The sequence below is a fragment of the Staphylococcus sp. EZ-P03 genome, from assembly GCF_003344575.1.
Classification (GTDB): Bacteria; Bacillota; Bacilli; order Staphylococcales; family Staphylococcaceae; genus Staphylococcus; species Staphylococcus simulans_B.
In genome coordinates this window covers 1-22914 of sequence record NZ_QPMO01000005.1, presented here as the reverse complement: position 1 = coordinate 22914, position 22914 = coordinate 1, and the positions used below count along the sequence as shown (strand labels likewise).

The window sequence follows — 22914 nt, the reverse complement described above, 5'->3', positions numbered from 1 at the left end:
AAAGTGTGTAAAACATGGAATTATTAAATGGTATTTTCATAGCTACTTACCAAGGGATGTTACTCTTCTTAATAGCTAAAATTATTTTGAATTTACGTTATTCTTATAAAGAAATAGCAATGATGGTAGTCATAAATATATTGGGTAGCTTTTCATATTTTATCATTGGTAAATACGCGCTTTTTATCGTGATACTACTTACCACAATCTATTTATACAAAAAAATTAAATTATACTCTTTACTGGCAATGGTAGGAAGCGTCCTGATTCTATATCTAGGTAACCTTTCTGCCATGTCTGTTTTTATACTTCTCGATGCATATGATCCTAAAAGAATATTTATTAATATCCTTTATTTATTCATGTTTACGATTGTATCTATTCTATTGGCATATGCAGTCCGATTTTTAACTAAGAAGTTAAAAAGGTCATATCTTTCGACAAACAAATTTTATATTGGTACTGTAACAGTATTTTTAGCTGCAACATTTGTGGTTATATACTTACTGATGCCATCTAATATTAATTATAGTCAATCATTCAAGTTTGTCGTATTAGTATATGTTGCATTTATCATAGCTATCGTCATTCTTGTGATTGTCATCAGCTTCACTGTATTACGAGAAATGAAGTATAAACGTCAAGTACAAGAAATAGAGAATTACTATAAATATACGTTGCGTATCGAAAAGATTAATAACGATATGCGTAAGTTCAGACATGATTATGTGAATATATTATTATCTATGTCTGAATATATCAGAGATGATGATATGCCTGGTTTAAAGGAATATTTTGATAAGAATATTGTACCTTTGAAGGATAATATTCAAACGAATTCGTTTAAAATCAATGGTTTGGAAAGATTGCAGATCAGAGAGCTTAAAGGATTATTGACGACTAAGATTATTCAAGCACAAGAAAATAATATTAGAGTCAGTGTTGAGGTACCTGATGAAATCACAAAAATATCATTGAATATGATTGATTTGTCTAGGATCATGGGCATTATTTTAGATAATGCGATTGAGGCTTCTACTGAGATTAAAGATCCTTTAATTCAAATAGGATTTATGAAGAATGAAGAAGCGGTTACGATTATTGTAATGAATAAATGTGCAAAAGATATTCCTAAAGTACATGAACTCTTTAAAGAGAACTTTTCAACAAAAGGTTCAAACAGAGGTTTAGGGTTATCAACGTTACGAGAAATTGCGGATAATGCCGACAATATTTTATTGGATACAGTGATTGAAAATCATTACTTTATTCAAAAGCTTGAAATCATGAATACAGGTCGCGAGGATGTGAAATAGAAGTGAAAATTATAATCTGTGAAGATGATGCGCAACAACGTGCACATATCGAAGAAATTATTGAAAATTACATTATGATTGAAGAGAAACCTTTAGAAATCGCACTTTCTACAGCAGATCCTTATGAAGTATTAGAATTTGCGAAATCTACTAATGAGATTTGCTGCTATTTCTTAGATATTCAATTAGATGCAGATATTAACGGCATTAAATTGGGCAGCGAACTGAGAAACTATGATTCTGTCGGCAGTATCATATTCATTACAAGTCATAGTGAATTAACTTATCTCACATTTGTATATAAGGTAGCAGCAATGGATTTCATATTTAAAGATGACCCTTCAGAAATGAAAACACGTATTATCGATTGTATCGAAACTGCTTTAACACGCTTGCAGCTGCTTTCAAAAGAATCAAGTGTCGAAACTATTGAACTTAAACGCGGCAGCAACTCTGTGTATGTGAATTATGATGATGTGATGTTCTTTGAATCCTCATCAAAATCACACCGTCTGATTGCACATTTAGACAATCGTCAAATTGAGTTTTACGGCAGTCTGAAAGACTTAAGTCAATTAGATGAACGGTTCTTCCGTTGCCACAACAGTTTTGTACTCAACCGTAATAACATTGAAGAAGTCATTTCTAAAGATCGAGAAGTCTACTTTAAAAATGGCGAACATTGCTATATATCTGTAAGAAATCTTAAAAAAATATAACATTAAGGGCTGAAACCGCAATGGATTTCAGCCCTTCTTTTATAGTTATTACTATTTATTATGTTCCCCGCTTCAAAGTTCTATTCTAAACTTCACTGTCATTTGCTTCATATACTGAATGCAAATCATATTTTGTAAATTGCAAGTAAGCTTGACCTGATTCAGTCCCTACTCTGATACCTGTACTATTTTCAGGCGGGAAGATACGTGATGACATCACACGTTCTCCATGGTTGCAAAAGACTTCAATGCTCGATTGATCTGCAAAAATCTGCAAGTGTTCTAAATCTTGGCTGAGTTGTACTGAACATTTTGTTTCAGCATCATTTAACGGAACTTCCCCGCTTTCGCTGCAATCTAAAGTTACTAATCTTGAATGCGTATTATAAATAATCTTTGTGGAATTGAATTTTGAAACCTTCACTTCAAAATAAATTTCAGTCGCATCGTTTTCTAAAATATCTACATGCAATTCAAAGTTTGTACCTTCGTAAGGATGCAGCTGTTTCGCAAATTTATTCGCATAACCTAATGCTGATTCTTTATTGAATCTCAATGCTTTTAAGCTAGGATGCGGCTGCTGATACATTTTGCCTTTCATCACATTCAATTGTCGCGGCATAGCAAGACATGGGACTTGATCAATTTCTGAAATATTTTCATACTCTCCTTCTGTTTGAAGCAATCCGATAAGGATACGTTCACCATGCTGGCCGACACAAGTTTGAGGATACACAAATCCAAACCCATCATCCCATAATTTAAAGTCGCCATGGTTCATTTTTAAATGATTAAAATCAAAGTGTCCCATTAAATAACCTGCTCTTAAAGCATGACCTTCGGATTCAGCAGTAAACATCAGCACATCATATCCATTGATCGCAAAATAATCGGGTGTATGCCAATACTTGCCGAAATTAGATAAATTCGTATAGATTGGTGCAAGTAATTGCCACTTATCGATTTGATTTGCGTCATAAGCTAACAGTCTTCCTTGCTGCTTATCAGTCTGTGCACCGATAAAGACATAGCGATGTCCTTCTTTTTCAAATACCTTCGGATCATGCAGACTATCTTGATAGCCTTTTGGAACTTCTAGTTCAATCGGTGTTGTCTGCTTTACAATCTCTTGTTCTTGATTTTTTCGTGCCAGCAATTGTGTATATTGCCCTTCTCTCGCAGCATCAGAACTTTGGCCGGAATAAATCCAATGCACCTGCTCATTCAATTTAAGCGCACTGCCGCCTTTAATTCCCTCATTATCATATGCACTATCAGGTTTCAGCAATATATGTTCTGATTCAAAGTGATTCAACGCTGCACTTAAGTAAGCATAGCTGTAGCTTAAACCATTATTTACCGCAAACGGATACCATTCGTGACTCATTATATATTGGCTGCCGTCGTAGATTAGACCATTAGGTTTGCCTGCTGAACCAAATGGAGGTTGTAAATGAAAGGTTTGTTTATAAGGTGATTGTGCGAACTTTTCTTTGAGTTCAGTAATTCTTTCAGCAGGGAGCTGTTCAATTCGTTGAAATTCTTCTTCATTTGTAAAATCTTGCATCTACCATATCCTCCTAAAACATCGTTAATCGTCATTTCCTTTATTTTAGCATATTTTCAGCCCCTCACCTATCTCATTCCATTGAACATAACAACAGTTTTCAGTTCAAAATCAAATTAAAAAGCGTTACGGAAAATTTACACCTTGCAATTAATACCATTCTGTATTAGGATAAAACATATTAACATTATCGGAAAAGAGGGAGATTCATGATTTGGATGATTATCAGCGGCTTAATCGTGGGTATTTTGCTTGGTTTTGTCATGCAACGTACACGCTTTTGCTTAGCTGGCGGATTCAGAGATATGTATATTCAAAAGAACAATAAAATGTTTTATGCTTTGCTTATTGCGATTTCAGTACAAGCAATCGGTCTTTTAGCATTTACAGCCATTATCGGCAAACCTTTAGATAACGGCACATTCCCTATTATCGGAACAATTGTAGGTTCATTTATTTTCGGTATCGGAATCGTACTTGCCGGAGGCTGTGCAACAGGCACTTACTACCGTGCAGGCGAAGGTTTAATCGGCAGCTGGTTAGCATTAATTTCTTATGCGATTTTCTCAGCAATTACTAAAGTCGGTTTACTAAAACCCGTAATGGAAGGTTTAAATTCTAAAACGAATGTTAACGCAGATATGGCAACAAGCACAGGTATCCCATCATGGATTTGGGTGATTGCACTTGTCGCAATTACAGGTTATTTAGTAACGAAAACACTACGCAAGCCTAAGCCTAAAATTGCAGTACCGAAATTAAAACAAAAATTCACAGGTGTACGCCACTTCTTCTTTGAAAAGAAATTCCATCCTTTCGTTGCGGCGATTGCGGTAGGCCTGATTGCATTAATCGCTTGGCCTATGAGCTATTCTACTGGACGTGAAGGCGGACTCGGTATCACAACACCTTCATCTAACTTGGTACAATTTATTTTATCTGGTAAGACATCATTCTTAGACTGGGGCGTTTTCTTAGTACTTGGTATCTTTATCGGATCATATATTGCGGCAAAAGGTTCGAGAGAATTTGCTTGGCGTTTACCGGATAAAAAGACATTGCGCAACAGTGTTATCGGCGGTGCAGCTATGGGCTTCGGTGCATCAGTAGCCGGCGGCTGCTCTATCGGAAACGGATTAGTTGCAACAGCAGCACTTTCATGGCAAGGTTGGATTGCATTAGCATCAATGATTTTAGGTACATGGTTAATGAGTTACTTCATTTTCATCAAACCGATGAAAGCGGCGCGTAAAGCCTCTGCACAATCATCAGCACAACCTGCTGCTCAATCATAAACTATTCACGCGAATGCATTATAAATCAAGGAGGATTCAATTATGGTATACGAATTAGGTACTGTAGGAATGGTTTGCCCTTTCCCTTTAATTGAAGCACAAAAGAAAATGGAAGAATTGAATGTCGGAGACGAATTAAAAATCGACTTTGACTGCACTCAAGCAACAGAAGCCATTCCAAACTGGGCAGCTGAAAAAGCTTATCCCGTAACTAATTACGAACAACTTGGCGATGCTTCTTGGACTATCACAGTTCAAAAAGCCTAATATAAAAAGGAGTTTGCGATGAATTTAATAATTCATGCAAACTCCTTTTCTTTATTTACGATTAAGATTATTCATAAAGAATAACAATGACTGTAATTCAATCCCTAAATCAATATGATGAACAGACACATCATCAGGAACATCGATGCGTGAAGGTGTAAAGTTCAAAATACCTTTCACATTACTTTTTACAAGCTCATCCGCTGCAGTTTGAGCGGCTTCTCCCGGTGTTGTTAAAATCACTACATCCAAATTCCCTTTATCTAAGATATCTTTAATATCCTTCATATCTTTGACTGTTACTTTACCGAATTGTTTGCCGATTACATCGGGATTAATATCAAATGCTTCGGTAATTACCATATCATCATGGATTGAGAAGTTATAAGAAAGCAACGCTTTACCTAAGTTACCCACGCCGACTAAGCCGATACTTATAACATCACTTTCGCTGATTTCACCTTTAAAGAATTCCATTAAGCTTTCTACATTATAACCATAGCCTTTTTTTCCAAGTTCTCCGAAATAGGAAAAATCACGTCTGATTGTAGCTGAATCAATGTCTAATGCTTCGCTGATTGTTTTAGAATTCACGCGGTCTATGCCCTTAATATGAAGTGTGTTCACGAATCGGTAATATAATGGTAATCGCTTCAAAGTCGCGCGAGGAATTTTATTATTTTGATTTGCCAATCTGTTTTCCTCCAAATCTTTCAAACTACTATCCTAGAACTTTTCAATTTAACCATAATAATACTGCTTCTTATAGTACAATTTTTGATAGCACAGTGATGGAGTTGCGCAAATCTTGAATCATTTACGCAGATCAAGCAGATTATAGTGTTCTTATAGTTTTTATTTTGTTATATTGCATCTGACAAAAATTCTGTAAACGTTTTTTATTACTTAAGTATACCCCATGGTATCAAAAAAAGGAATGACTGTAATATCAACAGTTTCGTGAAATCTCCCTATCGTATTCAGAATTAATGACACTTGCCTATACAAATTACAGCAATATAGTAACTATTATACGATTATATTATTGTTTTGAATACATATTTTCGAAACAAATCAAAATTACTTGCTAAATTTACTTTAAAACCACACCGAATCGATGCAAAACGTCCAAAAACAGAGTCAAACATGATATGTTGGGAAATAATGCCGATAGCGCTTATAATAGTAACTAAGCGACGCTTTTTAGGAAGGAGGACTACGAGATATTAATTAGATTCATCTCGTAAACAAAAGAATGATATTACTGCAACTCAACAATGTCTCAAAATCCTTCGATGGTGAAGAAATCTTTAGCGATGTCCACTTTGAAGTAAAGAGTCATGAAAAAATCGGAATTGTCGGCAGAAACGGTGCCGGCAAATCTACATTAATGAAAATCATTGCAGGTGTCGACGGCTACGACAGCGGCAATGTATCAAAAATCAAAAATTTGAAAGTCGGTTATTTAACACAACAAATGACACTTGATACCCACCACTCAGTGTGGGAAGAAATGTCTAAACCTTTCGCTCATTTAAAACAAATGGAACAAGCGATGCAAGCAGAAACAACATGGCTTGCTGAGCATGCGGACGAATACGAAACCGACACATTTAAAGAACATATGGCCAAATATGAGTCGTTATCCAACCAATTTGAACGCTTAGAGGGATATCAATTTGAAAGTAAAATCAAAACGGTTCTGCATGGTCTGAATTTTAATGAAGAAGACTTTCACCGTCCTGTAAACGACTTCAGCGGCGGACAAAAAACACGTCTTTCACTTGCACAAATGCTGCTCAGCGAACCGGACTTATTACTGCTTGACGAACCTACCAACCATTTAGATATGGAAACCACGCAATGGCTTGAGGATTATTTGAACTTCTTTAAAGGCGCTATTGTGATTATCAGTCACGACCGCTTCTTCTTAGACAAAACTGTCAATCAGATTTATGACGTGGCTCTAGGTGTTGTTCAGCACTATGTAGGCAATTACAGTAAATTTATCACACAACGCGATCAGTACTATCAAAAACGTATGCAAGAATATGAACGTCAACAAGCCGAAATCAAGCGCTTAGAAACATTTGTAGAAAAAAATATCACTCGTGCTTCAACGAGCGGCATGGCTAAAAGCCGCAGAAAAGTACTAGAAAAAATCGAACGTATCGATAAACCTATGCTCGATGCACGCAGTGCTAACATCCAATTTGATTTCGACCGCAATACAGGCAATGACGTTTACCATATCCGCAATTTAGAAATCGGTTATACAGAACCAGTCATTGCCCCTATTACGATGGAAGTCACAAAAGGCAATCATATCGGTGTTATCGGACCGAACGGTATCGGCAAATCTACCTTTATCAAAACTGTTGCGGACAGACTCCCAAAACTCGGCGGAGAGATTACCCATGGTGCAAACTTGCGTGTCGGTTACTACGATCAAAAGCAAGCAGAGTTCAAATCTAACAAAACGATTCTAGATTATGTATGGGATCAATATCCTACGATGCCTGAAAAAGATGTACGTGCGGTATTAGGCCGTTTCTTATTCGTACAAGAAGATGTTAAAAAAATTATCAATGACTTATCCGGCGGAGAAAAAGCACGTTTGCAGCTGGCGTTATTAATGTTAGAACGCAACAACGTTTTAATATTAGATGAACCGACCAACCACTTAGATATTGATTCTAAAGAAATGCTTGAACAAGCGCTGCAAAACTTTGAGGGGACATTAATCTTCGTTTCGCACGATCGCTACTTTATTAACCAGCTTGCGAATAAAATCTTTGATATGCAGCCTGATGGCGGTACAGTTTATGCCGGCGACTATCAATACTACTTAGATAAAACAGAAGAACAAGCTGCAATTTTGGCCAAACAAGAAGCTGAACAAGCTGTCGAAACAGCCAAAGACGAAACTAACCATTCATATGAAGACCAAAAAGCGCAAAGAAGAGAATTGCGCCAATTGGAACGTCAAATTGAAAGCTGCGAATCAGAGATTGAATCCTTCGAACAGCAAATAGAAGCAATCGATACTGCTTTAACACAGCCTGAAGTCTTTAACGATCCAGAAAAAGCAGCACAATTAGCTGAAGAAAAAGATACAATCGAACAGCAACTCGAACAAGTGATGTTGAAATGGGAAGAATTACAAGAAAAAATGATATAAGCAATAATAGTTTAAGAGGTGCAGAAATGAATACTCATTTTTGCGCCTCTTTTATTACAATTCCTTAACAAAATTATGCACATCTGAAACCCTATTACACCAACTATCCACAGAGTTATCCACTTTATCCACAAGTAAAAAGACACTGATTTCTCAACAATTCACACCGTAATCCACAGTTATTCACATAATTACACACAATTATCCACAAGTTATTCACTTTCTGTTGATAAGTACGCACGTTCGCTATTGACAAACCATTAACTTTGTAAAGCGTTTTTTAAGTTCATTATCTTGTAATATTACTATGTCATGGTATAAAAAAAGTGCCTTGAATAGAAACGATTCAAGACACTTCTTTGTTATTCTACTGAAAATTCTTCAATATCTATACTGCTTTTACCATTTAAATCTAAACCAGCTTTCATCCCTGCTTCATACATATAGTAGCCTGCTGCACCGATCATAGCCGCATTATCTGTACAAAGTTTAGGGTTAGGAATCGAAAGCTTAATGTCATGTTCTGCACATGCTGTTTTCAAAGCTTGTCGCAATCCTTTGTTGCTTGCAACGCCGCCAGCGACAATCAATTGATTAACTTCGTATGCTTCGCACGCTTTGATTGCTTTTCCAACCAACACTTCAACGACACTGTTTTGGAAGCTTGCTGCGACATCTTCAGGGACAATTGTTTCATTCTTTTGTTTTAGATTATGCAGCTTATTAATGACTGCACTTTTAAGTCCGCTGAAACTGAAATCAAAACTGTCTGGTTCTAACCATACACGCGGAAAGTCATATACATCTTTGCCTTTTGCTGCTAATTGATCTACCTTTGGTCCGCCAGGATAAGGCAGACCAATCGTACGTGCAACTTTATCATAAGCTTCACCCACTGCATCATCTCTAGTTTCTCCGATAACTTCAAAGTTCAAATGATCTTTCATATATACCAGTTCCGTATGACCGCCTGATACAATTAAAGCCATTAGAGGAAACGCAAAAGGTTCTTCTAAATTATTCGCATAGATATGACCTGCAATGTGATGCACTGGGATTAAAGGCTTATCATAAGCAAAAGCTAAAGCCTTTGCGGCGTTGATGCCGATTAATAATGCACCGATAAGTCCTGGTCCTTCTGTTACAGCTACAGCATCTATATCCTTCATATTTGTTTGTGCTGTTTCTAACGCTTCATCAATTGTACCTGTGATGCCTTCGACATGATGTCTGCTTGCGACTTCAGGTACTACACCGCCGAAACGTTTATGGCTTTCGATTTGGCTTAATACTGCGTTGCTTAAAATTTCTTTACCATTTTTTATCACACTAGCACTAGTTTCGTCACAGCTTGATTCTATTGCTAAAATTAATGTATCTTTTTCCATTATAAATCCACCCACATTACGAGTGCGTCCTCACCCTCTCCATAATAATTTTTGCGTTTGCCGCCATAATTAAAACCTAAAGCTTCATAAACGTGGCGTGCCGGACGATTTTCAATACGTACTTCTAAACTCATTACATCACATGTTTGTCTTGCATAGCTCATTGCATATTCGATAATCAATTTTCCTAAACCGTAACCGCGCATCGTTTCAGTAATGGCTACCGTTGTGATTTGCGCTTGATCAATCACAACCCACATCCCGATATAGCCGATGATTTCTTGGTTGTATTCCATCACAAAGTAGCGTGCAAATTTATTTTTCTCTACTTCATGATAAAACGCATCAATCGTCCAAGAGCTGTTATTAAAGCACATACGTTCTAAATCAAATACTTGCGGTACATCTTCCAAAGTCATTAATCGTATATTTAAATTGTCTAATCCTGTTGTGTTTTTAACCAATTGCGTTCTGCCTCGGATAATTTCAGATAGTCTGGTTTGAATGTATGAATGTCTTCAGGATTTTCGATTAATGCATGCATAGCACTGGCTTTTGGAAGTTGATGCAAGATATTCCCGTGGAGCAGGTCTTGGATGTTTTCTAAATCATATCCGACAAATACATAAGGCAATGCATTTTGTTCAAGATAGTTGTTAAGTTCAGAAATTGTCATATATTGATCTTCCAGCATAGTGACAAGTTTGCCTTGCTCATAACGATAGACGCCGGTATAAACCGCTTCTCTTCTCGCATCAAACACTGGAACAATCAGTTGATTTGCATGAATATTTGGTATTGTCGCAGCTAAAGCAGCAAGAGATGACACACCATACAATTGCGTGTTCAGTGCATACGCTAATGTTTTAGCAATCGTTACACCGATTCTTAAACCTGTATAAGAACCCGGTCCTTTTGCGGCAACAATGGCATCAATATCCTGTTTTGTCATACCTGCTTCAGAAATAATTGTTTGAATCGCAGGCATCAACTGCACAGAGTGATTGCGTTTAATATTCGTAGTATGTTCAACTAAAACTGTCTCATCTTGCATAATTGCAAGCGACATAGGCTTATTGGATGTATCCAGCAGCAGATAGTTCACGTTCGACTTCCTCCTTTAATGCTTCATAATGTTGTCCGCTTGCTTCTATTTTAAGTGTTCTTGTCTGCGCATCTTGAGCTGTGATTTGAATACGCAAGAATGCATTCGGCAGCAAGTCTTTAATAAATTCGCTCCATTCGATGACGATGACAGCATTGTCTTCAAAATATTCATCGAATCCTAAATCTTCTTCTGAATCTTCTAAACGATAGCAATCCATATGATGAAACTTCATGTTTGTTCCTTTATAGGATTTAATAATATTGAAGGTCGGTGAATTAATCGTACGTTTTACACCTAAGTGCTTTCCGATAAATTGACTTAATGTTGTCTTCCCTGCACCTAAATTTCCATCTAATAGAATTAAATCTTTGGGTTGTAAATGCTTAGTCAGAATTTCAGCAAATTGATTCATTTGATCAATGTTGTTGATTTTTATCATTTTCAAATCTCCTATTTATGTTTCTGCATGCTGCAGAAAATTCGTCTTCTATATTGTAACATGCTAAGCAATACCTTCAGCATCAAATGACTGATTGCATGAAAATTGAAATATGTAATTAAAGAAAACCTTTTCAAAAATTAATTTAGATAATTTTCTGAAATCTGTTGACATTGCCCTCCCCATGTAGTAAATTAAGTTTATCAAATTTTTAGACAATTCAAATTTATTCATAAAACCATTCGAAAGGAGCAAATTGAAATGACTAACAGAACACATACGAATACACTACCGACAACAACAAATATTTTAGTCATTTTATTAATTTGCTAGGACTCGAACTTTAGTAATTGAAACTACTAAATGTTTAAGTCCTATTTCCGATTGAATGGGACTTCATTGACGTCCCAATATTATTGGGACGTTTTTTTATTTGAATATACGGGAGGAATTATATTGAGAAGCGACACTATCAAAAAAGGAGACCAACAAGCTCCAGCCAGAAGTTTACTTCATGCCACAGGACAAATCAAAGACCCAAGAGATATGAACAAACCGTTCGTAGCAATTTGCAACTCTTACATTGATATCGTTCCAGGACACGTACACCTTAGAGAACTTGCAGACATCGCTAAAGAAGCAATCAGAGAAGCTGGCGCTATTCCATTTGAATTCAATACAATCGGCGTCGATGATGGTATCGCTATGGGACATATAGGAATGCGTTATTCATTACCATCACGTGAAATCATTGCAGATGCGGCAGAAACAGTAATCAATGCCCATTGGTTCGATGGTGTATTCTACATTCCTAACTGCGACAAGATCACACCAGGAATGTTGATGGCAGCAGTCAGAACCAACGTACCTGCAATCTTCTGTTCAGGCGGACCGATGAAAGCCGGATTATCATCAACAGGCAAAGCTTTAACATTATCTTCAATGTTCGAAGCTGTCGGCGCATTTAAAGGCGGTTCAATGAGTAAGGAAGATTTCTTGGATATGGAACAAAATGCATGCCCTACTTGCGGTTCTTGCGCAGGCATGTTCACTGCCAACTCAATGAACTGTTTAATGGAAGTTTTAGGACTAGCCCTTCCATATAACGGTACTGCTTTAGCTGTTTCAGACCAACGTCGTGAAATGATTCGCGAAGCAGCCTTCAAATTAGTAGACAATATCAAAAACGATTTAAAACCGCGCGACATCGTTACTAGAGAAGCATTAGATGATGCATTCGCATTAGATATGGCGATGGGCGGTTCTACAAATACAGTACTTCATACACTTGCGATTGCGAATGAAGCCGGCATTGACTATGATTTAAGCCGCATCAATGAAATCGCGAAACGTACACCTTATTTATCTAAAATCGCACCAAGTTCTTCATATTCTATGCATGACGTTCATGAAGCCGGCGGTGTTCCAGCGATTATCAACGAATTAATGAAAAAAGAAGGAACATTGCATCCGGATAGAATCACTGCTACAGGCAAAACACTTCGTGAAAATAATGAAGGCAAAGAAATCAAAAATACTGATGTTATCCATACATTGGAAGAACCCTATGATAAAGAAGGCGGTCTATCTATCTTATACGGCAACTTGGCTCCTAACGGTGCAGTTATCAAAGTCGGCGGTGTAGACCCTGAAATCAAAGTCTTCAAAGGAAAAGCGATTTGCTTCGATTCACATGATGAAGCTGTTGAAGCTATTGATAACCATACAGTTCGCGAAGGACATGTGGTTGTTATCCGTTACGAAGGTCCTAAAGGCGGACCAGGAATGCCAGAGATGCTGGCCCCTACTTCTTCAATCGTAGGACGCGGATTAGGCAAAGATGTTGCCTTAATCACTGATGGAAGATTCTCAGGTGCCACAAGAGGTATCGCTGTCGGACATATTTCACCTGAAGCAGCATCAGGCGGTCCGATCGGATTAATCAACGACGGCGATGAAATCACAATCGATTTAACAAACAGAACATTAGATGTTGAAGTTTCAAGTGAAGAATTAGACAAACGAAAATCAGAACTTAAACCATTCAAAGCAAAAGTAAAATCTGGATATCTTGCACGTTACACAGCACTCGTTACAAGTGCAAACACAGGCGGCGTAATGAGAGTTCCAGAATATCTAATCGATGAGGAGTGATGCTTTATGTCTAACCCACAAATGACAAAGAATCAAAATGAAGCACCCGGCACACAAGCAGAACGAAAAAATGAAACAGCCAAGTCAACAGAGAGAAGCGGTTCAGAACTGCTCGTTGAAGCACTATTAAAAGAAGGTACTGAACAAATCTTCGGTTATCCAGGCGGCGCAGTTTTACCGTTATATGATACTTTCTATGATGGAAAAATCAGACATATCTTAGCAAGACATGAACAAGGTGCAGTACACGCTGCGGAAGGTTATGCCAGAATTTCTGGCAAACCTGGCGTAGTCGTTGTTACCAGCGGTCCAGGCGCAACAAATGTTATCACTGGTATCGCGGATGCTTACAGTGACTCACTACCGTTAGTTGTGTTTACAGGACAAGTTGCAACACCAGGTATCGGTAAAGATGCTTTCCAAGAAGCTGACTTGCTGTCAATGACAACACCGATCACAAAGCACAACTTCCAAGTTAAACATCCGGATGAAATCCCTGAAGTCGTTCATCAAGCTTTCCACATCGCAAATACAGGACGCAAAGGTCCAGTTGTTATCGACTTCCCTAAAGATGTAGGTATCTTGAAAACAGAAGCAGATGTTTGCGAGGAACTTGATTTACCAGGTTATCGTTTAGCAGATGCACCGAATCCTAAAGATGTATTGACGATTCTTGATTGGTTAAAATCAGCGAAGAAACCCGTTATCTTAGCAGGTGCTGGTGTCAGACATTCTCAATCTGGTCCATTAATGACTGAATTTGCAGAACGTCATCAAATCCCAGTAGTAACAACATTACACGGTTTAGGCACTATTCCATACAGCAATCCCCTATTCTTAGGCATGGGCGGTATGCACGGTTCTTATGCGAGCAACATGGCATTATCTGATTGCGACTTGCTGATCAACTTAGGCAGCCGCTTCGATGACCGTCTTGCAAGCAACCCTAAAGAATTTGCCAAAAACGCTAAAGTTGTTCATGTAGATATCGACGCTTCTGAAATCGATAAGATCATCAAAACTGACTTAGGTGTTGTAGCAGATTGCAAATTATTATTAGAAGCATTGCTTCAAGAAACAAAGCATTTCGACGACCATCAATATTGGGTGGATGAATGTGTAAATAATAATACAGAGCATCCTTTCGCTTATACAGATGAAGACGCTGATTTATTCATCAAACCGCAACAAGCTATCGAATATATCGGCAAAATCACAAATGGCGAAGCAGTCGTTACAACAGATGTTGGTCAACATCAAATGTGGGCAGCACAATTCTATCCATTTAAACATCATAATCAATTTGTGACAAGCGGCGGTTTAGGAACAATGGGCTTTGGTATCCCTTCTGCTATCGGAGCAAAACTTGCTGCACCTGATAAAACAGTAGTTTGTTTTGTAGGCGACGGCGGCTTCCAAATGACCAACCAAGAAATGGCTATCTTAAATGAATATGGGTTAGATATTAAAATTGTCCTTATCAATAACGGAACACTTGGAATGGTAAAACAATGGCAAGACAAGTTCTTTAACCAACGTTTCTCTCATTCAGTATTCAATGGACAACCTGACTTCCAGCAATTGTCAGAAGCTTATGGTGTGAAAGCATTCTTAATCGATGATCCGAAACAATTGGAATCACAATTAGATGAAGCATTTGCACATAAAGGTCCTGCATTGATTGAAGTAAGAATCTCACCTAAAGAACATGTATTACCAATGATTCCAAGCGGTAAAGCCAATAACGAAATGGAGGGTGTACTATGAGACATACATTCAAAACTCAAGTAATCGATAAATCGGGTACATTGAACAGATTGACAAGCACATTTTTACGCCGTCAATTCAATATCGTTACTCTATGCGTAACACCAAGTATCAAGCCTGGCATTTCGGATTTGACTTTTGTGGCAGAAATCGATGATGAGTCAGAAACACAATCACTCATCCGCCATTTAGAAAAACAAATCAATGTATTATCTGTAGAGGATATCACTACATCAAGTCTTTACAATGTAGAACTTTTATTAGTAAAAGTAGCAACACCTGTAGATCAAAAAGTGTTAGAAAATATTATCAATCGCAGTGATGCGCTAGTTTCAGTTTTGAATGAAGAAGATGGTTATACGTATTTACAAGCTTCTGGTTCACAACAAGCTTTAGATGCATTTTTAGAACAACTATCATCACAACAGATTGATCAAGTTTCAAGAACAGGAACAGCAGCATTATTATAATTTTAATTTTCGCAAATTTGTGAATTTAAAATAAAACAAAAATTTGGAGGAATTTATCATGACAACAGTTTATTATGACGAATCAGTAAAAAAAGACGCATTAGCAGGTAAAAAAATCGCGGTATTAGGCTATGGTTCACAAGGTCACGCACACGCTAAAAACCTTAAAGACAATGGCTATGACGTTGTAATCGGTATCCGCCCAGGACATTCTTTCGACAGAGCTAAAAAAGATGGTTTCGATGTTTATCCAGTTGGAGAAGCTGTGAAACAAGCAGACGTAGTAATGGTATTATTACCAGACGAAATCCAAGGTAAAGTATACGAAGAAGAAATCGCTCCTAACTTAGAAGCAGGCAACGCATTAGCATTTGCACATGGTTTCAACATCCACTTCGATGTAATCAAACCACCTAAAGATGTTGATGTATTCTTAGTAGCTCCTAAAGGTCCAGGACACCTTGTAAGACGTACTTTCGTAGAAGGCAGCTCAGTTCCTGCATTATTCGGTGTAGGCCAAGATGCAACTGGCAATGCTTTTGATATCGCATTAAGCTATGCAAAAGGTATCGGCGCTACTAAAGCTGGTGTAATCGAAACTACATTCAAAGAAGAAACTGAAACTGACTTATTCGGTGAACAAGCAGTACTTTGCGGTGGTGTAACTCGTTTAATCCAAAGCGGTTTCGAAACATTAGTAGAAGCTGGCTACCAACCAGAACTTGCTTACTTCGAAGTATTACATGAAATGAAATTGATCGCTGACTTAATGTACGAAGGCGGTATGGAAACTATGCGTTATTCAATTTCAAACACTGCAGAATATGGTGACTATGTATCTGGTCCACGTGTTATCACTCCAGACGTTAAAGAAAACATGAAAGCTGTATTAACTGACATCCAAAACGGTACATTCGCTAATAACTTCATCAAAGACAATGAAAATGGATTCAAAGAATTCTACAAACTTCGTAAAGAAGCTCAAGGTCATCAAATCCAAGGCGTTGGTAAAAAACTTCGCGAAATGATGCCTTTCGTTGAAAATAAAACTATTGAAGAATAATACACAATCAGGAGGTTGATTAAAATGAGTCATATTCAAATTTTCGATACAACACTTAGAGACGGTGAACAAACTCCAGGCGTCAGTTTTTCTTTTGATGAAAGATTGACCATTGCAAAGCAGCTAGAAAAATGGGGAGTTGATGTAATTGAGGCAGGATTCCCAGCATCTAGTCAAGGCAGCTTTGATTCAGTACAGGCAATTTCAAGAGCCTTAACAAAAACAGCAGTAGTTGGTTTAGCAAGATGTAAAAAATCAGATATCGATGCTGTATACGAAGCTACTAAAGATGCAAAATATCCGCAATTACACGTATTTATCGCTACTAGCCCTATCCACTTAGAGTATAAATTGAAAATGACTCAAGAAGAAGTGCTGGAGCAAATCACTGAAAACGTTGCTTACGGCAAATCTTTATTCGATGTTGTACAATTCTCACCCGAAGATGCGACACGAACAGATTTAGACTTCCTAATTAAAAGTGTCCAAACAGCTGTAGATGCAGGTGCAACAATAATCAACATTCCTGATACTGTAGGTTATAGCTACCCTGCTGAATTTGGAAATATCTTTAAAGTATTGCTTGAAAATGTGAAATCTGACAAAGAAATCATTTACAGTGCACACTGTCATGATGACTTAGGTCTAGCTGTTGCGAACAGTATGGCTGCCATTGAAAATGGTGCAAAACGTATCGAAGGCTGTATTAACGGTATCGGCGAACGTGCCGGCAACACAGCACTTGAAGAAGTTGCTTTAGGCTTATATGTCCGTAAAGATCATTATGGTATTGAATCTAACCTTGATCTTGGACGTACAAAAGAAACTTCAGATTTGATTGCTCGCTTTGCAGGTATTCCTGTACCTCGAAATAAAGCGGTTATCGGTCAAAACGCGTTCAGTCATGAATCTGGTATTCACCAAGATGGTTTCTTAAAACATCGTGAAACATATGAAATCATGACTCCGCAATTAGTCGGTATCAAAACTTCAGAATTGCCACTTGGCAAATTGTCAGGCAAACATGCTTTTGCGGAAAAATTAAAACAACTTGGATACGAAATCAGTCCAGAAAAACAAGTTGAATTGTTCAAACAATTTAAATCGATTGCTGATAAAAAGAAAAATGTTTCTGATTATGATGTGCATGCCCTTGTTCAAGGTCATTCTCACGAAACAAATGCTGCTTATCACGTTGAAAACTTACAGCTTCAATTTGTTGCTGAAGGTGTTCAAAGCGCAGTCGTTCAACTTCGTGACCAAAACGGTAAAGAATATCAATCTGCCGCAACAGGCACTGGTTCTATCCTAGCTGTTTACAATGCAGTTGATTTAATCTTTGATGCTAAGTCAGAACTTTTAAACTATCAAATCACTTCTATTACTGAAGGATCTGATGCACAAGCTCAAGTTAATGTTGAAATCAGTATTCATGGCCGTTCTTATTATGGTATCGGTATTGATCATGACGTATTGCTTGCTTCATGCAAAGCTTATGTTGAAGCATATTCTAATCATATTGCTGAACAAACAGCGAATGATGGGGTGAATGCATGAGTTATAAAATCACTGCCCTTCCAGGCGATGGAATCGGACCCGAAATACTAGAAGGTACTTTAAAAATATTAGAGAAATTAAGCAGAAAATATAACATTGATTATGAATTAGAAACCTATGATTTTGGAGGGGCCGCTATAGATAACTATAGCGACCCGCTTCCATCATCTACACTAGAAGCCTGTAAAGCATCTGATGCTATCTTATTAGGCGCAATCGGCGGACCAAAATGGAATGATAGTCCAAAACGTCCTGAAGCTGGTTTACTCGCTTTAAGAAAGAACCTTGAATTATTTGCGAACCTCCGCCCTACTGCTGTAGTCGAAGGCGCAAGCAAATTCTCTCCTTTAAAAGAAGAAAGAGTCAAAGGTACTGACTTTGTGATTGTACGCGAGTTAACAGGCGGATTGTACTTTGGAGAACCTAAAACACTAGCTGATGATCATGCGATTGATTCATTAACATATTCAAAAGCAGAAATTGAACGTATTGCACATGCAGCATTCAAGCTTGCAGAATCAAGACGTAAAAAGCTGACTTCTGTTGATAAAGAAAATGTATTAGCTTCAAGTAAATTATGGCGCAAAACAATTAATGAAGTCGCAGCATCATACCCTGATGTAGAAGTTCAGCACTTACTTGTAGATGCGTGCAGTATGCACCTTATTACTAACCCAACACAGTTTGATGTCATTGTTACTGAAAACTTGTTTGGTGATATTTTAAGTGACGAAGCTTCAGTCATTCCAGGATCTTTAGGCGTATCCCCTTCTGTCAGCTATGGACAAAAAGGTACAAAACTTTATGAACCGATTCATGGTTCTGCACCTGATATTGCTGGTAAAGATATAGCAAACCCTACAGGTATGATTCTTTCTCTTGCTATGTGCTGCAGAGAAACATTTAATGAAGTACAAGCTGCAGAAGAATTAGAATCTATTGTTTATGATTTGCTTAAAACAGGTTTTACAACACCTGATTTAGGCGGTAATGCACATACTTCGGAAATTTTCGATAAAATTTTACAACAACTTTAAAGGATGGTGATTGAAATGGGTCAAACTTTGTTCGATAAAATATGGAATAGACACGTACTCACAGGAAATGCAGGTGAACCGCAATTATTATACATTGACTTGCATCTTATCCATGAAGTCACATCACCTCAAGCCTTTGAAGGATTAAGAATTCAACACAGAAAACTGCGTCGCCCTGATTTAACATTTGCGACAATTGATCATAACGTACCGACACAAGATATTTTCAACATCAAAGATGAAATTGCCGCAACACAAATCAAAACGCTTCAAAAGAACTGTGCTGAATTTGGTGTTAAGCTCTTTGATAATGGTACTGAAGAACAAGGTATCGTACATATGGTCGGACCAGAGATGGGGTTAACTCAACCTGGTAAAACCATTGTTTGCGGAGACTCTCACACAGCAACACATGGTGCTTTCGGTGCGATTGCTTTTGGTATCGGCACAAGTGAAGTTGAACATGTATTTGCGACACAAACACTATGGCAAACAAAACCTAAAAATCTTTTGATTGATATTAACGGCGAATTGCCAAAAGGTGTTTATGCCAAAGATATTATTCTTTATCTGATCAACCAATACGGTGTTGATTTCGGTACAGGTTATGCCCTTGAATTTGCAGGATCAACGATTCGCAGTCTTTCAATGGACGAGCGTATGACGATTTGCAACATGGCTATCGAAGCCGGCGCAAAATACGGTTTAGTCGAACCTGATGAAACTACACTTGAATATGTGAAAGGCCGTCCTTATGCACATATCGATGAAGCAACTGCAGATTATTGGAAAACACTTTACAGTGATCAAGATGCACAATTTGATCGTGTTATTGAATTAGATGTTTCAAACCTTGAACCTCAAGTCACTTGGGGAACAAGTCCTGAAATGGGTGTCAGCTTCAATACCCCATTCCCAGAAATTGAAAATATCAACGACGAACGTGCATATCACTATATGGACCTTAAACCTGGAGAGAAAGCAGAAGATATTGAATTAGGCTATGTCTTCTTAGGTTCTTGTACAAATGCCCGCCTCTCAGACTTGAAAGAAGCAAGCAAGTTTGTCAAAGGCCATAAAGTACATCCAAATATCACAGCGATTGTGGTACCGGGTTCTAGAAGTGTTAAACATCAAGCTGAAGCATTAGGTCTTGATAAAATCTTTAAAGATGCTGGTTTTGAATGGCGTGAACCTGGCTGTTCAATGTGTTTGGGTATGAACCCTGACCAAGTGCCAGCTGGTGTACATTGTGCTTCTACCAGCAACCGCAACTTTGAAGGACGACAAGGCAAAGGTGCACGTACACACTTAGTGTCACCTGCAATGGCCGCAGCAGCTGCGATTGAAGGACGCTTTGTAGATGTAAGAAAATGGGAGGCGATTGAACATGCTTAAAATTGAACCGATTACTCAATATAAAGGCAAAACTGCACTACTCTTCCACGACAATATTGATACGGATCAAATCATCCCGAAAGTACATTTAAAAGGCGTATCAAAAACAGGACTCGGTCCTTATGCATTTGATGAATGGCGTTATTTAGAAGACGGTTCGGATAATCCTGAATTCGAATTGAACCAACCTCAATATAAAGGTGCTTCCATTTTAATTACAGGAGATAACTTCGGATGCGGGTCAAGCCGTGAACATGCGGCATGGGCGCTTAAAGACTACGGTATTAATATTATTATTGCCGGCAGTTTCAGTGACATCTTTTACATGAACGCAACTAAAAATGCTTTATTACCAATAGTATTAAACAAAGAAGATCGCGAGTTCTTATCTAACTATAAAGAACTTGAAATCGATCTTCCGAATCAGGTTATTAAAACACCTGATCGAGAATTACATTTTGATATTGATTCAACTTGGAAAAACAAGCTCGTTCAAGGACTAGACGATATTGCGATTACATTAGAGTATGAAGACCAAATTGAACAATATGAACATAAATTCCAACAAAATTAAGGAGTGAGCGAAATGACAGTACAAACTGCTGTATCAGCGAAAGATATAGAGGATGCTTTTTTATCATTACAGCCGATTGTAAAAGAAACACCTCTAGAAAAGGATCACTATTTATCTTTAAAATACGATTGTAATGTATATTTGAAACGAGAAGATTTACAATGGGTACGTTCTTTTAAATTGAGAGGTGCTTACAACGCAATTCAAGTCTTATCTGACAGCGAGAAAGCAAAAGGTATTACATGTGCCAGTGCAGGCAACCATGCACAAGGTGTCGCATTTACTGCACGTCGTTTAGACTTGAAAGCAGTCATCTTTATGCCAGTCACAACTCCCCTTCAAAAGATTAACCAAGTTAAATTCTTCGGCGGAGAAAATGTAGAAGTCGTATTAGTCGGCGATACTTTTGATGATTGCTTAAAAGAAGCTTTAGAGTACACTGAGAAACACGCAATGAACTTTATCGATCCATTTGATAACGTCAATACAATTGCAGGTCAAGGTACAATTGCGACTGAAATTTTACAAGAAGCGAAACAAGAGGATATCCACGTTGACTATCTATTTTCAGCTATCGGCGGCGGCGGATTGATTTCTGGTGTAGGCAGCTACTTCAAAGAAAAATCACCGCAAACTAAAATTGTAGGTGTAGAACCTAAAGGTGCCGCAAGTATGTATACTTCTGTTGTATTAGAAAACAAACGTGTGAAACTGCCTGAAATCGATAAATTTGTAGATGGTGCTTCTGTAGCACAAGTCGGCAAAATTACTTTTGAAATTGCGAAAAAAGTCGTTGATGATTATCTTCAAATCGATGAAGGTGCGGTTTGTTCGACAATTTTAGATATGTATTCTAAACAAGCAATTGTCGCAGAACCTGCAGGTGCTTTAAGCGTATCCGCTCTAGAACAATATCGTGATCAAATTAAAGGTAAAACAGTAGTTTGTATTATCAGCGGCGGCAACAATGATATCAACCGCATGAAAGAAATCGAAGAACGCTCTTTACTCTTTGAAGAAATGAAACATTACTTCATTTTCAACTTCCCTCAACGTCCAGGTGCGTTAAAAGAGTTCGTAAATGATGTATTAGGACCGAATGATGATATTACTAAATTTGAGTACTTGAAAAAGTCTTCTCAAAACACAGGTACAGTTATTATCGGTATTCAGCTCAACAATCATGATGATCTGACTCGCCTTAAAGAAAAGGTTCATGAGTTCGATCCATCTAATATCTATATTAATGAAAACAAAATGTTGTATTCATTATTGATTTAAACCACAGAGACAAGCCGTGTTTCCCTCAGGATGCACGGCTTCTCTTTTTATGTATAAAGTTCTAATTACTATCGCCTATCCTTCAAGAAATAGAATACAACTAGACTAAATGCGATATACACAGGAATTTAGGCATAAAAAAAGACCTCAAACCTGAGATCTCAATGCGGCTCATCGCATCCATAAATATATAACTTACGATTATACATTCAAAACTAGATAGTAAGTAAATTTCAATTCAACCAATCAAAACTTGAAATTTGATTAAGTCTTCGATCGATTAGTATTCGTCAGCTCCACATATCGCTATGCTTCCACCCCGAACCTATTAAC

20 protein-coding genes are annotated in these 22914 nt (G+C 37.6%); 14 read left to right on the top strand and 6 right to left on the bottom strand.

What is annotated here, in order from left to right; all coding sequences use genetic code 11:
- Nucleotides 1-14: 14 nt before the first annotated feature.
- Nucleotides 15-1316: a quorum-sensing sensor histidine kinase AgrC gene (gene agrC / locus DVJ99_RS02325; protein ID WP_114602989.1), complete on the top strand. Its 1302-nt coding sequence runs from the start codon at nt 15-17 to the stop codon at nt 1314-1316.
- 2 nt (nt 1317-1318) lie between these two features.
- On the top strand, nt 1319-2035 hold the full coding sequence (gene agrA / locus DVJ99_RS02320; RefSeq protein ID WP_105994209.1) for a quorum-sensing response regulator AgrA: 717 nt from the start codon (nt 1319-1321) through the stop codon (nt 2033-2035).
- Between the two features lie 85 nt (nt 2036-2120).
- Here the strand turns inward: agrA and DVJ99_RS02315 are convergent, their stop codons facing one another.
- A complete protein-coding gene (locus tag DVJ99_RS02315; RefSeq protein ID WP_114602988.1) occupies nt 2121-3602 on the bottom strand; it encodes a GH32 C-terminal domain-containing protein in 1482 nt (493 codons plus the stop codon).
- Nucleotides 3603-3811: 209 nt separating this feature from the next.
- Here DVJ99_RS02315 and DVJ99_RS02310 point away from each other — a divergent pair, with 209 nt between their 5' ends.
- Together DVJ99_RS02310 and DVJ99_RS02305 are read left to right on the top strand one after the other, a co-directional pair.
- Nucleotides 3812-4897, top strand: coding sequence for a YeeE/YedE family protein (locus DVJ99_RS02310; protein WP_105994207.1), 1086 nt, complete (start codon nt 3812-3814; stop codon nt 4895-4897).
- A 42-nt stretch (nt 4898-4939) separates the two neighbouring features.
- Nucleotides 4940-5164: a sulfurtransferase TusA family protein gene (locus DVJ99_RS02305; RefSeq protein ID WP_105994206.1), complete on the top strand. Its 225-nt coding sequence runs from the start codon at nt 4940-4942 to the stop codon at nt 5162-5164.
- 51 nt (nt 5165-5215) lie between these two features.
- On the opposite strand, the gene DVJ99_RS02300 is transcribed toward DVJ99_RS02305, so the two are convergent.
- On the bottom strand, nt 5216-5857 hold the full coding sequence (locus DVJ99_RS02300) for a redox-sensing transcriptional repressor Rex (protein ID WP_105994205.1): 642 nt from the start codon (nt 5855-5857) through the stop codon (nt 5216-5218).
- A gap of 562 nt (nt 5858-6419) precedes the next feature.
- Between DVJ99_RS02300 and DVJ99_RS02295 the strand changes: the two genes are divergently transcribed.
- A complete protein-coding gene (locus DVJ99_RS02295) occupies nt 6420-8345 on the top strand; it encodes an ABC-F family ATP-binding cassette domain-containing protein (protein WP_114602987.1) in 1926 nt (641 codons plus the stop codon).
- A 362-nt stretch (nt 8346-8707) separates the two neighbouring features.
- On the opposite strand, the gene tsaD is transcribed toward DVJ99_RS02295, so the two are convergent.
- Genes tsaD through tsaE form a run of 4 tightly spaced genes read right to left on the bottom strand, consistent with a single transcriptional unit; the run spans nt 8708 to nt 11280 of the window.
- A complete protein-coding gene (tsaD, locus tag DVJ99_RS02290; protein WP_114602986.1) occupies nt 8708-9733 on the bottom strand; it encodes a tRNA (adenosine(37)-N6)-threonylcarbamoyltransferase complex transferase subunit TsaD in 1026 nt (341 codons plus the stop codon).
- Nucleotides 9733-10197 carry a ribosomal protein S18-alanine N-acetyltransferase gene (gene rimI / locus DVJ99_RS02285; protein ID WP_346426304.1) on the bottom strand — a complete coding sequence of 155 codons (465 nt, stop codon included), beginning with the start codon at nt 10195-10197 and terminating at the stop codon, nt 9733-9735. The genes tsaD and rimI overlap by 1 nt, the downstream gene beginning before the upstream one ends.
- The gene (gene tsaB, locus DVJ99_RS02280) at nt 10173-10838 is read right to left on the bottom strand and encodes a tRNA (adenosine(37)-N6)-threonylcarbamoyltransferase complex dimerization subunit type 1 TsaB (RefSeq protein WP_114602985.1); all 666 of its coding nucleotides are present in this window, start codon (nt 10836-10838) and stop codon (nt 10173-10175) included. Before tsaB ends, rimI begins: the two co-directional genes overlap by 25 nt.
- Nucleotides 10807-11280, bottom strand: coding sequence for a tRNA (adenosine(37)-N6)-threonylcarbamoyltransferase complex ATPase subunit type 1 TsaE (tsaE, locus tag DVJ99_RS02275; protein WP_114602984.1), 474 nt, complete (start codon nt 11278-11280; stop codon nt 10807-10809). Before tsaE ends, tsaB begins: the two co-directional genes overlap by 32 nt.
- Before the next feature lie 456 nt (nt 11281-11736).
- Between tsaE and ilvD the strand changes: the two genes are divergently transcribed.
- The 9 genes from ilvD to ilvA are packed head-to-tail and all read left to right on the top strand — an operon-like array spanning nt 11737 to nt 22581.
- Nucleotides 11737-13434 carry a dihydroxy-acid dehydratase gene (gene ilvD / locus DVJ99_RS02270; protein WP_105994200.1) on the top strand — a complete coding sequence of 566 codons (1698 nt, stop codon included), beginning with the start codon at nt 11737-11739 and terminating at the stop codon, nt 13432-13434.
- Between the two features lie 6 nt (nt 13435-13440).
- Nucleotides 13441-15201 carry a biosynthetic-type acetolactate synthase large subunit gene (gene ilvB / locus DVJ99_RS02265; protein WP_114602983.1) on the top strand — a complete coding sequence of 587 codons (1761 nt, stop codon included), beginning with the start codon at nt 13441-13443 and terminating at the stop codon, nt 15199-15201.
- On the top strand, nt 15198-15671 hold the full coding sequence (ilvN, locus tag DVJ99_RS02260; protein WP_114602982.1) for an acetolactate synthase small subunit: 474 nt from the start codon (nt 15198-15200) through the stop codon (nt 15669-15671). Before ilvB ends, ilvN begins: the two co-directional genes overlap by 4 nt.
- Before the next feature lie 58 nt (nt 15672-15729).
- Complete coding sequence (ilvC, locus tag DVJ99_RS02255) at nt 15730-16734, top strand: ketol-acid reductoisomerase (RefSeq protein ID WP_105994197.1); 1005 nt, start codon at nt 15730-15732, stop codon at nt 16732-16734.
- A gap of 24 nt (nt 16735-16758) precedes the next feature.
- The gene (locus DVJ99_RS02250; RefSeq protein WP_105994196.1) at nt 16759-18291 is read left to right on the top strand and encodes a 2-isopropylmalate synthase; all 1533 of its coding nucleotides are present in this window, start codon (nt 16759-16761) and stop codon (nt 18289-18291) included.
- Complete coding sequence (gene leuB, locus DVJ99_RS02245; RefSeq protein ID WP_114602981.1) at nt 18288-19328, top strand: 3-isopropylmalate dehydrogenase; 1041 nt, start codon at nt 18288-18290, stop codon at nt 19326-19328. Before DVJ99_RS02250 ends, leuB begins: the two co-directional genes overlap by 4 nt.
- A gap of 15 nt (nt 19329-19343) precedes the next feature.
- Nucleotides 19344-20726: a 3-isopropylmalate dehydratase large subunit gene (gene leuC, locus DVJ99_RS02240; RefSeq protein WP_114602980.1), complete on the top strand. Its 1383-nt coding sequence runs from the start codon at nt 19344-19346 to the stop codon at nt 20724-20726.
- Nucleotides 20719-21300 (top strand): 3-isopropylmalate dehydratase small subunit, encoded by a 582-nt coding sequence (gene leuD, locus DVJ99_RS02235; protein WP_114602979.1) that lies wholly within the window; start codon nt 20719-20721, stop codon nt 21298-21300. Before leuC ends, leuD begins: the two co-directional genes overlap by 8 nt.
- A gap of 12 nt (nt 21301-21312) precedes the next feature.
- Nucleotides 21313-22581, top strand: a complete 1269-nt coding sequence (gene ilvA / locus DVJ99_RS02230; protein WP_114602978.1) for a threonine ammonia-lyase IlvA — start codon at nt 21313-21315, stop codon at nt 22579-22581.
- The last annotated feature ends 333 nt before the right edge of the window (nt 22582-22914 follow it).